This is a genomic window from Pseudacidovorax intermedius (assembly GCF_003350475.1).
Taxonomy (GTDB): Bacteria; Pseudomonadota; Gammaproteobacteria; order Burkholderiales; family Burkholderiaceae_C; genus Xenophilus; species Xenophilus intermedius.
The window spans coordinates 16,316-28,835 of the sequence record NZ_QQAV01000008.1; the positions used below are offsets into that span (position 1 = coordinate 16,316).

11 protein-coding genes are annotated in these 12,520 nt (G+C 65.3%); 7 read left to right on the forward strand and 4 right to left on the reverse strand.

The window, feature by feature from the left end; genetic code table 11:
• The first annotated feature begins 101 nt into the window (after nt 1-101).
• From DFR41_RS27450 to DFR41_RS18515, 7 genes are all read left to right on the forward strand, one after another.
• On the forward strand, nt 102-1,286 hold the full coding sequence (locus DFR41_RS27450; RefSeq protein ID WP_147284388.1) for a hypothetical protein: 1,185 nt from the start codon (nt 102-104) through the stop codon (nt 1,284-1,286).
• Complete coding sequence (locus tag DFR41_RS27455) at nt 1,283-2,341, forward strand: hypothetical protein (RefSeq protein WP_147284389.1); 1,059 nt, start codon at nt 1,283-1,285, stop codon at nt 2,339-2,341. Before DFR41_RS27450 ends, DFR41_RS27455 begins: the two co-directional genes overlap by 4 nt.
• Nucleotides 2,338-3,459 carry a type II secretion system protein gene (locus DFR41_RS27460; RefSeq protein WP_147284390.1) on the forward strand — a complete coding sequence of 374 codons (1,122 nt, stop codon included), beginning with the start codon at nt 2,338-2,340 and terminating at the stop codon, nt 3,457-3,459. Before DFR41_RS27455 ends, DFR41_RS27460 begins: the two co-directional genes overlap by 4 nt.
• On the forward strand, nt 3,456-4,157 hold the full coding sequence (locus tag DFR41_RS18500; protein WP_114803824.1) for a prepilin-type N-terminal cleavage/methylation domain-containing protein: 702 nt from the start codon (nt 3,456-3,458) through the stop codon (nt 4,155-4,157). Before DFR41_RS27460 ends, DFR41_RS18500 begins: the two co-directional genes overlap by 4 nt.
• A gap of 115 nt (nt 4,158-4,272) precedes the next feature.
• Nucleotides 4,273-6,453, forward strand: coding sequence for a sensor histidine kinase (locus DFR41_RS18505; RefSeq protein ID WP_114803825.1), 2,181 nt, complete (start codon nt 4,273-4,275; stop codon nt 6,451-6,453).
• Nucleotides 6,450-7,064, forward strand: a complete 615-nt coding sequence (locus tag DFR41_RS18510) for a response regulator transcription factor (protein ID WP_114803826.1) — start codon at nt 6,450-6,452, stop codon at nt 7,062-7,064. The genes DFR41_RS18505 and DFR41_RS18510 overlap by 4 nt, the downstream gene beginning before the upstream one ends.
• Nucleotides 7,065-7,213: 149 nt before the next feature.
• The gene (locus DFR41_RS18515; protein WP_114803827.1) at nt 7,214-8,197 is read left to right on the forward strand and encodes a tripartite tricarboxylate transporter substrate binding protein BugE; all 984 of its coding nucleotides are present in this window, start codon (nt 7,214-7,216) and stop codon (nt 8,195-8,197) included.
• 116 nt (nt 8,198-8,313) lie between these two features.
• Here DFR41_RS18515 and DFR41_RS18520 read toward each other — a convergent pair whose 3' ends face one another.
• Genes DFR41_RS18520 through DFR41_RS18535 form a run of 4 tightly spaced genes read right to left on the reverse strand, consistent with a single transcriptional unit; the run spans nt 8,314 to nt 12,373 of the window.
• Nucleotides 8,314-9,282, reverse strand: coding sequence for a PDR/VanB family oxidoreductase (locus tag DFR41_RS18520; protein WP_114803828.1), 969 nt, complete (start codon nt 9,280-9,282; stop codon nt 8,314-8,316).
• A 9-nt stretch (nt 9,283-9,291) separates the two neighbouring features.
• The gene (locus tag DFR41_RS18525) at nt 9,292-10,080 is read right to left on the reverse strand and encodes an SDR family NAD(P)-dependent oxidoreductase (protein ID WP_114803829.1); all 789 of its coding nucleotides are present in this window, start codon (nt 10,078-10,080) and stop codon (nt 9,292-9,294) included.
• 2 nt (nt 10,081-10,082) lie between these two features.
• A complete protein-coding gene (locus DFR41_RS18530; RefSeq protein WP_017760177.1) occupies nt 10,083-11,063 on the reverse strand; it encodes a Bug family tripartite tricarboxylate transporter substrate binding protein in 981 nt (326 codons plus the stop codon).
• Nucleotides 11,064-11,098: 35 nt separating this feature from the next.
• Complete coding sequence (locus DFR41_RS18535; RefSeq protein ID WP_017760176.1) at nt 11,099-12,373, reverse strand: aromatic ring-hydroxylating dioxygenase subunit alpha; 1,275 nt, start codon at nt 12,371-12,373, stop codon at nt 11,099-11,101.
• Between the last annotated feature and the right edge of the window lie 147 nt (nt 12,374-12,520).

Here is a 12,520-nt window from a genome sequence, read left to right on the forward strand (position 1 = left end):
CGCAACTGCGCCCACCGTATTCGCTTCGAGCCTTGCTTTGCCGAGGTGCGCCTACTCGAGCCCAGTGAGGCCAAAAAAGGGTAAATTAAAAATCTCTTACCATGAAGATAATTCGTCCCAAATTTTCAACCCGTTCGCGGGCGCGGCAGAGCGGCATGAGCCTGTTGGCCGTGTCGGCGATGGCAACGGTGCTCAGCTTTGCTGGTTTCGCGGCGTATCGCGTTGCGGCTACGCAGAGTCAGGCGGCGGGCAGCGCCGGACAAAACCGGCTGCTAATCCAGGCCGATTCCATTGTGGAGGCGTTCGCCGCCGCCAATTCGCGTTTGCCCTGTCCCGCCGCCAATCGGGGTGAGGCTCAGGACTGCGATAGTGGACGGGTCAAGGGGTATTTTCCGTCGGACGTTGCTGCCGCCTATGCACCGGGTGAACTTGCTGGAGATCTCCAGGGGCTGCGATACACCGTTGATCAGCGTCTGCTTCGCCCTACCGATATTTTTCCGAATTCGCCGAATATTGCGCGAACTGTCAACGGGTATGACCTGTGCCGCGAACTCGCAGTGGTGCAGAGTGGCCGTGGTGGTGCGGACGGTGGTCTGCCGGCAGATGAGATAACGGGCGGCATGGATGTCTATGGGCTTGCCGCAGCTGGAGTCGCCGGCTTCACTGGCGCCAATGAGGACTCTGCAGGCCATCTGGAAAGTCCGGGGCGCGAACGGTCGGCGGACTATACCGAGAGCGTCAGGATGCGAAAGGTCCGTGACCTGGCCCGAAATGGATCCTGTGCCACCCAAATCAATGCTCTTAACGTTTTGGCCATGGCCCACGGTTGGAACACAGATCTGCCCGCTGATCGTGATTCTGAGATTGAGCGTTTCACTGAGCTGACGCTGTTGCCTCATCTCAATACCATTCTGATATGGGGGGCTGCTGCAGTGCAAACGTTCTACGGACAGGTTAACGAACGGTCGACCCTCATCACTGCGATACAGGCGGCAAGTGCCAAAGATGCCAGTATTTGCACATCGTCAGCGGGCATCGATGCCGCCGCGTGCGTAGCGGCTGGGACGCAACAAGCTATCAGCGGCAAGGCGCTTATCCAGTCGGGATTTGCATTGTACGAATTGGCTGTCTTTACTGAACGGATCATACAGAATTCGGCATCCCTGATACAGGCAGAGGTCCGTCTGAATCGCTACAAGTCGATGGATATATGGCAGGGGCAGGACCGGGTTCTGGAGACAATCGATCGTCGGGGCGCCGAAATTCTGGCAGGAGCAAATCCATGATATTTTCGGTGAAAGGGAGCAGGACTATGAAGAGTCGCTCTGGTGGTTTTACGCTGGCCGAGACAGTCATTGCTGTATTGGTGGGTGGGGCGGTCTTGGTGGGTGCCGGCCAACTCATGAAGCCGGCTGGCACCTCGGGCAGTGGCGGGCAGCAAAGACAGGTGCTCGACAGCGCGACCTCCGGGCTGGCAGGTTTGGTCAGTGCCACTGCCCATCTGCCCGAGGCAGAAGATGGGTGGTTGCCTTCTTCGCTGGGCGGAAATGGGCGCGTTCGCTATTTTGTGGCGCCGGCATTTACGAGGAGTGCGGAGGTGCGCTACAACCCTCATGGCTTGGTACCTGCGGAACCCGAAACTCAGGGACTGGATTTTTGTCTGCATCTGGCACAGGCGAGGCCTGATGAATTATTGGAGATGGGATCGGGGTCCGACATGGTCAGGGTTGTGGCGATGCTCGAATATTCGTCATCATCCCCTTTGGCGAATTCTCCGAGCGAGGTCGCCTTGCCGGGAAGTGCCCTGGCTCGCGCCCGCGAGGCCGAGGGGCGTTATTCCCGCGGCATTGCCCCGGCAGAGATCTTCACTGCTCTTTCGTGTCCTGACCGGCTTGCGCGGATGGCGGCCGCGACCAACTATTTGTGGGCAGCAGAAGACATTCTGGAATTGGCCAAGGCGAATGCAGAGCATATGCGCGTGGGAAAGAAGGTGTTCGATGCGCAGATGGATGAAGCTTGGCTTGGCTACGTGCAGATGTACGCTGGGGCCGCCTTGTTGGCGATGGATTTTGCGAACATGGCCCTGAGTCACGGTGGGCTGAAGCCTTATGTCGATGAGGTTTTTTATCTTGTTAACGTAGGGTTGTATGGTGCAGCCATTGGACTGACCGCTGTGGAGATAATTGCATACGAGGAGCGCAAGAGCAAATGGCCTGCCGCGCAACAGGCGGTCCAGGCTGCCGTTGTTGATGGGGAAGCAAAACAGGTCACGGCCGAGAAGACGGTCGAGGATGCAAGGGCAGAAGTCGCCTATTACGCAAAACTGGGATTGACACCATGAGATCTTTATTCTTTGGTTATAGACGTGCGGCCCAGGCGGGCGTAAGCATCTTGGAGGTGACGGTTGGATTGGCGCTCCTAGGGGTGCTGACTGTGGCCGCTGTTCGCCTGCAAGAGCGCGCAGCGCAAACAAATACCGCGCAGCTGGAGAGCGACCTCGTCGAGCGCGCGGATGGGTCGATACTTGCTTACCTGGTTCGGAATGCACGCCTGCCTTGTCCCTCCCCGAGCAATAGTGGCTTGGAAGACTGTGGCTCGGGCAGCGGATATGTCCCATGGAAAACCATTGGTCTTCCCGATGCCAGTGCGGCGGCCCTTACCTATAAGGTGGGCGGAGGGGGTCGCCATATGCGCGAACCTGAGCCCGTTGACGTGTTTGAACTCGAAGGGCGGTCTTTTTCGAGCGTTCAGTTCAGCGGAGGAGACAAGATCATTCAGCGCTGCGCCGCGTTGGGACGCTCTAATGCGTCGGATGCATCCATTGCGTACGAAATTCATAGCCCGTTGAAATCCGATCAAGACCCCGCTTCTGCGGAGCCGGCATCGAATTCTGCGATCGGGGCCGTGCGGACCGCGTCGAATCTGTGGCAGACCCTTCACTGTGGTGCGTTGGTAGGCAGTGCGGCCAGGGCGCACAAGACCACCGCCGTGGCCGCCCAGATGATGCATATCGCCGCAACTCAGCAACGGGAGATGGCGGAAATCCGCAACGAGGCCGCGATTTCTGCAACCGTGTATGCAGGATTGAATTTGGCTACCCAGACTCTTCGTATGCCGGCCAAGTTCATCGCGGCAGACATGCCTTGTGTAAATCTGCAAAGCGCGGTCACTGACGCCGCCGCGGGTACTGCCGACGAACTCCAGGTGACCGCTTTGGCCAACGCAGCGATCTTTTGCGGTGCCGGTGTCGTGGACCTGTTAGTCCATGTCGGATACCTCGTGAATCGAGCGTTGCTGCTTGATATGGCCGTTGAAAAGCTGACAGGGTCAAACGCAGTGGCTCTGCAAGGGCGCAGGGATGAGGATGACCGTCTGTCGGCACTGGCACCGCGTGTCCGCGATCGTGCCAACGAGTCGCTGGTTCAGGGGCTCTTTCTGTCTCCTGTGAGCAATCCATGAAGACGCGCCATCACCTGACTTGCGGGCGATCTGCGGAGCAGCGAGGCTTCAGTCTTGTCGAGCTTTCCGTCGTGCTGGTCGTGATCGCCGCCATCATGGGCGCCGTAATGTCAGGCATGAATGTCTATCGGCAGGCGGCCCTCCAGCGGATGTTCAGCGAATTCGTGATGGGCTGGCGCTCTACCTATCAGTCCTACGTGGCGGTGTCCCACAACATCCAGCCAGGCGATGATCCGGGCAACCCGCGGTACGCCATCAATGGTGCAGCGGGCTCGGCGATGTGCGGTACGCAGCTAATGAATGCAATGCTGGCCAATGGCATAGCCCTTCCCGAGGGACGCGGGCCTGAACTGCATGACCGCTACGTCTACACCGATCAGAGCGGCGCCCCCCATGAATTGAGGGTGTGTCTGGTGACTGTACCCTGGTCCATTCCTGGCGCAAGCGTGGGCACTTACCGGACTGCGCCCCGGCATGTGCTCCGCATGGAGGGGCTGACGCCGTCCGCTGCCATATCGCTCGACGCGCTGGTCGATGGCCGCGTCGACGCTCGTTTCGGCGACCTGCGCGAGGATGCGCAGGCCGCGTCGACTTCGGCGGCAACAGCGCAATGGAGCCGGGACGCGAACGCGCGGTTCAACAACCTTTCGGAAGGCCAGGAGGTGGAACTGGTGGGCTTTCTCCTCCTCGGACGCTGAAGACGAAGCGGTCATCGGCGCGTGCTGCGGCGCCGGGCCTGTGGCTTGTGAGCACGGCGAGGGGGCTGGTCTTCCGTACCCCGCAGGCAGCGTTGGATGAAAATCGCGGCCCGCCATGCCGCCCAACTCCGCTCCATTCGCATTCGACTTGTGCGCACGCGGCGCCGTCAGGCGTTTTCGTCGGCCCGCGGCCTGGGCAATCGTGCTCGGCCTGGCGGTCCTCGTCATCGCCCTGACCGGCGAATGGGCCGCCAGCCGTGCGGCACGCAACCAAGCCGATGAGATCCGACGCGCGGCCGAGGTGCAACTCTCCGGCCTGCGTGATGCCACCGGCCGCTATCGGCATCTGCCGTTTGCCGCGGCGCTCCATCCGGTGGTGCTGGCACTGCTGAGATCTCCCAAAGACGTTGCGCTCGGCCGGAGCACCAACCTCTATCTCGAGGAACTCAACCGCCTCGCCGGCTCCGATGTGCTCTACCTCATCGACCGGCAAGGGGTCACGCTGGCCGCCAGCAATTGGGTGGCACCACACAGCTTTGTTGGTCATTCGTATGCCAATCGCCCTTACTTCACCGAAGCACTGGCGGGTCGTAGTGGTCGCTTCTATGGCGTGGGCCAGACGACCGGCGAGCCGGGCCTTTTCATCTCGGCGCCGGTGCGCGGCGGTGATGGCGGGGTACTGGGCGTCGTCACCGTCAAGGTCAGCCTGCGCCAACTTCAGGAGTCGTGGCGCATTGCCAAAGACCCGATCCTGCTCACGGACGCGCGCGGCATCGTCTTTCTCAGCTCGGTGCCGCAATGGCTCTACCACGCGACGCGACCAGTCGACCCGCCGGCATTGGCGCAGGTGCGGCGCGACCAGCAGTATGGGCCGCTCGCGCGCTTTCCACAGCTGCCCTGGAAGGTGACGCCGGATGGCGATCGACCGGGCGCGCTGATCCGCACGCAGATCGATGGTCAGGCGCGCTACTTCCTGGCTGTGAGCGAGCCGGTGGAAGACCTGCCGTGGACGCTCACGGTCATGGCCGATCATGACCAGGTGCTGCGCACGCGCGAGAGCGCCTGGATGGTGGCACTGCTCTGCCTGAGCTTGCTGCTGCTGGCCGGCCTTTATTGGCGCCTGCGCGAGCGACGCTTTGCCGAGCAGCGCGACGCCCGCCGCGAGCTGGAGTTGCGTGTCGAGGAGCGCACCCACGCACTGGGCGAGGCGCATGCCTTCCGCAAGGCGATGGAAGACGCGCTGCCCGTGGGCATGCGTGCGCGCGACATGGAGGGGCGCATCACCTACGTCAACCCCGCCTTCTGCCAGATGACCGGCTTTGAAGCGGGCGAGCTGCTTGGCCGGCTGCCGCCCTATCCCTACTGGCATCCCGACGAGGTCACACGCCACTGGCACCACTACGAGGCCATGATGAGCGGCCAGCCCTCGCAGTCCGGCCACGAGTCGCGGCTGCGGCACAAGGACGGGCACGAGGTCATCACCATGGTCTACACGGCGCCGCTGATCGATGCCGAAGGCCGGCACGCGGGCTGGATGAGTTCGGTGGTCGACGTGACCGAGCAGAGGCGTGCCGAGCTGCAGCAGCGCCAGAATGAAGCCCAGCTGCAACATGCCCAGCGCATGGCCAGCCTCGGCGAGATGGCTTCCACGCTGGCCCATGAGCTGAACCAGCCGCTGATGGCGCTGAGCAGCTTTGCGAGTGCTGCGAAGGCCTTCGCGCAGCGCGGCGAGGGTGCGCTGCTGGCCCAGAGCCTGGACGACACCATCGCCCAGGCCCAGCGCAGCGCCGAGATCGTGCGGCGCATCCGCGGCTTCGTCCGCCAGCGCACGGCCGGCGCCGAGGACTGCGCCGTCGCCACGCTGGTCGCCCAGGCGCTGGCCCTGCTGCGCGGCGAGCTGCGCGAAGGCCAGGTGGTGCCCGAGGTGCGCATCCCCGGCGACCTGCCGCTGCTGCGCGGCGACCGCGTGCTGCTGGAGCAGGTGCTGCTCAACCTCGTCTCCAACAGCCTGCATGCCATGCGCGGGGTGCCGCCTGCCGAACGCCGGCTCGAGATCGACGCCGAGCGGCGCGAAGGCGGCATCCAGTTGCGCGTGGCCGACCGTGGCACCGGCATCGACCCGGCCATCGCCGACCAGGTGTTCGCACCCTTCTTCACCACGCGGGCAGGCGGGCTCGGCCTGGGCCTGAACATCTGCCGCACCATCGTCGAGGCCCACCGCGGCCGCCTCACCTTTGCCGGGCGCGAGGGCGGCGGCACCGTCTTCACGCTCGAACTGCCCATCGCCCCACCATGACCCTGCCCGCCAACAACCTGTGCGTCGTCGACGACGACGAAGCCGTGCGCCGCTCGCTGGGCTTGCTGCTGCTGTCGCGCGGCTATGCCGTGCGCACCTTCGAGAGCGGCGAGGACTTCCTGGCCGGGGCCGATCTGCAGCATCCGGGCTGCGTGATCCTCGACCTGCGGCTGGGTGGCATGAGCGGGCTGCAGGTCTTCGACGCGCTGCGCGAGCGGGACAGCGCGCTGGAGGTGCTCTTCCTCTCCGGCCACGGCGACATCCCCATGGCCGTGGAGGCGGTGCAGAACGGCGCCCTGGGCTGGCTCGAAAAGCCCTGCAACGACGAGCGGCTGCTGGCCGCCGTCGCCAAGGCGCTGGAGAAGGCCCAGGCCGGGGCCGAGCGCCGTCAGGCGCTGCAAGCCGCCCAGGCGCTGTGGCAGAAGCTCACGCCGCGCGAGATGCAGGTGGCGCGGCTGGTGGCCGAGGGCAAGCCCAACAAGGAGATCGCGCAGGAGCTGGCCCCGGTGGAGCTGCGCACCATCGAGACCCACCGCGCCCATGTCTTCGCCAAGCTGGGCGTGGCCAACAGCCACGGGCTGTACCGCTTCCTGCGCGAGCACGGCCTGTAGAACGGCGCTTCCCGGGATTGGGGATAACCCCTGCGTAGCCCCACGGAGGCCGCGGGCCCGCGGCTACGGACGACGCCGCGCCGCCGCCGCGCCACACTGCCGGCCGGCCCGCAACGAGGCCGCTCCCGATCACGACAAAGGAAACAACCATGCAACGCAGTCCCTGGAAGGCATTGGCGAGTGGCGCCGTGCTCGCCGCCCTCGTTGCGGCGCCCGCCGCATTCGCGCAAGGCTATCCCGAGCGGCCGATCGAGCTGCAGGTGCCCTTCGCCCCCGGCGGCACCACCGACATCGTGGGCCGCGTCATCGCCGATCCGCTGGGCAAGATCCTCGGCCACCCGGTGGTGGTCACCAACAAGGCGGGTGGCGGCGGCGCCGTGGGCGCGCTGGAAACCGCGCGTGCCACGCCCGACGGCTACAAGCTGGGCGTGGCCACCGTGTCCAGCACGGCCGCCAATCCGGCGATCAACCCCAAGACGCCGTACAACCCGCTGACGGACTTCACGCCCATCATCAACATCGCGGCCACGCCCAACGTGATCGCCGTGAACCCCAGCTTCCCGGCCAAGGACTATGCGGGCTTCATCGCCGAGCTGAAGAAGAACCCCGGCAAGTATTCGTACGGCACCTCCGGCACGGGCGGCATCGGCCACCTGCTGATGGAGCTGTACAAGAGCGTGACCGGCACCTTCATCACGCACATTCCCTACCGCGGCGCCGGTCCGGCCCTCAACGACGTGGTGGCGGGCCAGGTGCCCATGATCTTCGACAACCTGCCTTCGGCGCTGCCCTTCATCAAGGCCGGCAAGCTGGTGCCCATCGTGGTGGCCGCACCGCAGCGCCTGAAGGAACTGCCCAATGTGCCCACCTTCAAGGAAGTGGGCCTGGAGCCGGTGAACCGCATGGCCTACTACGGCATCCTCGGGCCCAAGGGCCTGCCCAAGGACGTGGTCGACAAGATCAGCGCCGGCACCAAGAAGGCGCTGGAAGACCAGGCCGTGCGCAAGCGCATCGAGGACACCGGCTCGATCATCGTGGCCAACACGCCCGAGCAGTTCGCCGAACAGATCAAGGCCGAGTACGCCGTCTACAAGGACGTGGTGCAGAAGCAGAAGCTGACGCTCGACAACTGAGACAGTCTGGCGACCCTGCACTGCCCCGAGGAACTGACTGCACAAGCGTGAAGCACTCGCGCTGCGGCTTGGCCTGAGCGGCGGGTCGGGTCCGGCAGGGCGCCGGGACGGGCGTCTCAGACGTCCAGCACCAGCCGCTTGCCCGTGCAGCGCGAGACGCAGATCATCATCGTCTTGCCCGACTGGCGCTCGATCTTGGTAAGGATGCCGTCCTGGTGGTCCAGTTCGCCGTCGAAGTCGAGCACGGGCGTCTCGCAGGCGCCGCAGACGCCTTCCTTGCAGCTGTGGTCGGGGTTGAGGCCGGCGTCGATCAGCGCGTCCAGGATGGACTTGCCGCCCGGCACCGGCACCGTCGTCCCGCTCTTCTCGCAGACCGCCTCGAAGCCATGCGTCTCCACCGGCGACTCGACCACCACGGTGGCGAAGCGCTCGATGTGGGCGTTGGCGTAGCCCAGCTGCTCGCCGGCCTTTTCGAACGCATCGAGCATGGGCGTCGGGCCACAGCAGTAGAGGTGGCTGTCGGTACCGCGGCCTTCCAGCAGCTGGGCCAGCTTGGGCGGGCCGCCCTGCTCGTCGTCGAAGTGCCAGGTCACGGGCACCTTGGCCTCGGCGGCCAGCGCGGTGATGGGCTCGACGAAGGCGGCTTCCTTGCGGGTGCGGGCGCAATACACCAGCTCCACCGGCCGGCCCAGGGCCACCAGGCGCTGCAGCATGCAGAAGATCGGCGTCACGCCGATGCCGCCGGCCACCAGCACGCTCTTCGGTGCATCCTCGTGCAGTTCGAAGTTGTTGCGCGGGGCGGAGATGTCGATCACCTGGCCCACGCGCAGTTGCTGGTGCACGAAGCGCGAGCCGCCTCGGCTGTTGCGGTCGTTGAGCACGCCCACCACGTAGCGACCGCTGTCGCTGCAGGGGTTGCACAGCGAGTAGCTGCGCACCAGGCCGTTGGACAGATGCAGGTCGATGTGCGAGCCGGCAGCAAAGGCCGGGAAGCTCACGCCGGCCGTGGCCGGGCGGAATTCGACGCTGACGATGCCATCGGCCTCGTGGCGCATCGTGTGGACCCGTGCGCGAAGCAAAGACATGCAGGGGCCTCACATGATGTGCAGGCCGCCGTCCACCATCAGCGTGGTGCCGGTGATGAAGGACGCCTCGTCCGAGGCCAGCCACAGGATCGGGTGCGCGATCTCCATCGGATCGGCCCATCGCCCGATCAACGAGCTGGTGCTGCGTTCGGTGCGCAGTTGTTCCACCGACTTGCCCGACGTGGTGGCTCGTTGCACGTGGAAGTCCGTGAGCGTCGAGCCGGGGCAGATAGCATTGGCGCGCACGCCGTTCGGTGCCTCCTCGAAGGCCAGCGTGCGGGTGAAGGCCAGCTGCGCCGCCTTGGTCGCGTCATACAGCGCCATGCCCTTGCGGCCCGTCACGGCGTAGCACGACGACACGTTCACCACGGCACCGCAACCGCTTGTGCGCAATGCTGGAAGGGCCGCCTTGCAGTACTGGCTCATGCCGACCAGATTGACCGCGACCATGGCCTGCCACTGCTCGGCCGTGAGTGCGTCGACCGCGCTGTAGTTGCGCATCGCGGCGTTGTTGACCAGGACATGCAGGCCGCCCCAGTCGCGCATGCATCGCGCCACCAGCTCGGTGGCGGCGGCCTCGTCGCGGACGTCGGCCGCCAGGGTCAGCGTGAGCGAGTCGGGAAATTCCTCGCGAAGCATCGACTGCGTCCGGGCCAGCGCTTCGGCGTCGGCGTCTACCAGCGCCACGCGAGCGCCCTCGCGGCAGAACAACCGGCTCGTCGCCGCCCCGATGCCGGCGCCCGCGCCGGTGATGATGGCAACCTTGCCGGCCAGGCGTGCGGAATTCGTCAGGGCCATCGTCAGTCCACCTTCGCGCCGGTGTCCTTGATCACCTTGCCCCAGCGGCCGATCTCGGTGTCGATCCAGCGGCCGAAGTCCTGCGGCGTTCCTGCGACCACCTCGAACTCCATCTCTTCCAGCCGGGCCTTGATGTCGGGCATGGCGAGGATGCGCACGAACTCCTCGTTGTAGCGCTTGATGATGTTCGGCGGCGTGCCTCCGGGCGCCAGGAAGCCTATCCACGACGTGGCCTCGAAATCCTTCAGGCCCGACTCGGCCAGGGTGGGCACGTCGGGTGTGCTGGGAAAGCGCTTGGCGCCGCTCGTGGCCAGCAGCTTCAGGCGCCCGTCCTTCACGAAGCCCTGCACATTGCCCGGCACGAAGAAACCGGCCTGCACATTGCCGGCCAGCAGGTCGGCCACGGCCGGGCCCGCGCCGCGGTAGGGCACATGGGTCATCCGGAAGTCGGCGGCCGACTTCATCATCTCCATCGTCAGGTGCGAGGCGCTGCCCATCGACACCGAGCCATAGGAATACTTGGCCGGATTGGCCTTGGCCTTGGCGATGAAGTCACGCACATCGCGAATGCCCGTGGAAGGATTGACCACCAGGTATTGCGGCGACTTCACGGCGAGCACGATGGGCGCCAGGTCCTTGCGCGGGTCGAAGGGCATCTTGTCGAACAGCGTGACGTTGATGGCCAGCGGCCCGTTGTAGCCCACCAGCAGCGTCTGGCCGTCCGGGGCGGCGCGGGCGACCTCGGCGGCCCCGATGTTGCCGCCGGCGCCGCCCTTGTTCTCGACCACGAAGGGTTGGCCGAAGGCTTCCTGCAGCTTGGGCGCGACCAGTCGGGCCAGCACGTCGTTCGTGCTGCCGACGATGGGCACGATGATGCGCACCGGCCGACTGGGCTTCCAGTCGGGGGCAGCGTCGGCGGCCCAGGCCGAGGTGGCGCAGGCCGCGGCCAGCACGGCCAGGGCGAGTGTCTTGGGAATTCGCATGGTGTCTCCTGTCGTTCGTGGGGCGAAGGCCGGCTTCAGAGGCTGAAGACCGGTTTGCGCGTGCTGTCGGCCAGTTCCGTGCGGGCCCACGCCAGCGGGCTCTGCTCGCGGGGAAGCAGCACACCGGCCGGGCGCACGCGCTGCGCCTGCGAATCGAGGGCCGGCGGTGCCTCGCCCTGTTCAAGGCCCAGCGCCGCTTCATTGAGCATGCGGCGCGCCATCACGATGGCCTTGTCGGTGGGCAGCAGGCGCTCGGCTTCGTGATCCTGGATCGGGCCCATGCTCTCCTGCAGCGAATAGTCCTGCGCCGAGAAGCCGAATACGCCGCTGTACGAGCGCTGCTCGCGCTGGGCGACGCGGTCGATCATGTAGTCGTTGTCGCGGTTGGCTGCGGGCACGAAGCTGCCCGGGGCCTCGTATTCCACATGGATGCCCTTGCCGGCGCGCATGGCCTCGAGTTCCTCTTCGCTCAGCGCGCGGTCGGGCCGCCAGTTGATGCTCCAGGCCCAGCAATGGTGGTCGTCGATGGGCACCCAGACATGACCCGCCAGCGCGTGTTCGCCGAAGGGGGCGATCAGCGTGAACCACGGGAACAGCCACTGCGTGATGCGCCAGTAGTAGGAGTCCGGCTCGCCGTTGCGCCGGCCGAACAGGCTCAGGCCGAACGGCGTCCTCTCGATCTCGAAGATCACGTTGCCATCGGCCTTGATGTAGTCGAGCGCCTTGACGCCCTGGTGCATGGGGTCGGAGTCGACCTCGTAGCGATGGACGTACGACACATGCGCCGTGTCGATGCCGCCTTCCATGGCCTGCAGCCAGTTGCTGTACTGCAGCCGCTTGGAGACGAACACCTGCTCAGGGGGCAGCGTGCACCACTCGACCTCCGGCAGTTCCGGCTGCTGGCCTTCGGGCCCCATGTAGGCCCACACCACGCCGCCGCGCTCGATGCATGGATAGCCCTTGATGTGCATGCGTGCGCAGGACTGGGGCGAGGAGGGCACGTCCACGCAGTGGCCATCGCCGTCGAACTTGACGCCGTGATAGGCACAGCGGATGCCGTTCTCCTCGTTGCGGCCGAAGTAGAGCGACACGCCCCGATGCGAGCAGAACTCCCCGATCAAGCAGGCGCGGCCGTCGGTGTTGCGGAAGGCCAGCAGCTTCTCGCCCAGGAGCTGGACACGCACCTGCGGGCCGTCGGGCTCGGCGATCTCGCTGGACATCAGGGCCGGCACCCAGTACCGGCGCAGCAGCTCGCCCATGCGGGTACCCGGGCCGACGCGGGTAAGGGTCTCGGACATTTCCTTGTTCATCGTGTGTTCTCCATCGTCATAGGAAGTCCGTTTGGCGGACATGTATCCATTGTGCGGACTCTTTTGATCATGGTCAACAGATGGTCTTGTTGTCCATCTGATGGACAATCGGATGGTGACAATCCCCGACCCAACACTGGAGTGCTC

What these genes read in the sequence shown, in the direction of transcription:
- DFR41_RS27450 (WP_147284388.1), top strand. Translation starts at nt 102, where the DNA reads ATGAAGATAATTCGTCCCAAATTTTCAACCCGTTCGCGGGCGCGGCAG.
- DFR41_RS27455 (WP_147284389.1), top strand. Translation starts at nt 1,283, where the DNA reads ATGATATTTTCGGTGAAAGGGAGCAGGACTATGAAGAGTCGCTCTGGT.
- DFR41_RS27460 (WP_147284390.1), top strand. Translation starts at nt 2,338, where the DNA reads ATGAGATCTTTATTCTTTGGTTATAGACGTGCGGCCCAGGCGGGCGTA.
- DFR41_RS18500 (WP_114803824.1), top strand. Translation starts at nt 3,456, where the DNA reads ATGAAGACGCGCCATCACCTGACTTGCGGGCGATCTGCGGAGCAGCGA.
- DFR41_RS18505 (WP_114803825.1), top strand. Translation starts at nt 4,273, where the DNA reads ATGCCGCCCAACTCCGCTCCATTCGCATTCGACTTGTGCGCACGCGGC.
- DFR41_RS18510 (WP_114803826.1), top strand. Translation starts at nt 6,450, where the DNA reads ATGACCCTGCCCGCCAACAACCTGTGCGTCGTCGACGACGACGAAGCC.
- DFR41_RS18515 (WP_114803827.1), top strand. Translation starts at nt 7,214, where the DNA reads ATGCAACGCAGTCCCTGGAAGGCATTGGCGAGTGGCGCCGTGCTCGCC.
- DFR41_RS18520 (WP_114803828.1), bottom strand. Translation starts at nt 9,282, where the DNA reads ATGTCTTTGCTTCGCGCACGGGTCCACACGATGCGCCACGAGGCCGAT.
- DFR41_RS18525 (WP_114803829.1), bottom strand. Translation starts at nt 10,080, where the DNA reads ATGGCCCTGACGAATTCCGCACGCCTGGCCGGCAAGGTTGCCATCATC.
- DFR41_RS18530 (WP_017760177.1), bottom strand. Translation starts at nt 11,063, where the DNA reads ATGCGAATTCCCAAGACACTCGCCCTGGCCGTGCTGGCCGCGGCCTGC.
- DFR41_RS18535 (WP_017760176.1), bottom strand. Translation starts at nt 12,373, where the DNA reads ATGAACAAGGAAATGTCCGAGACCCTTACCCGCGTCGGCCCGGGTACC.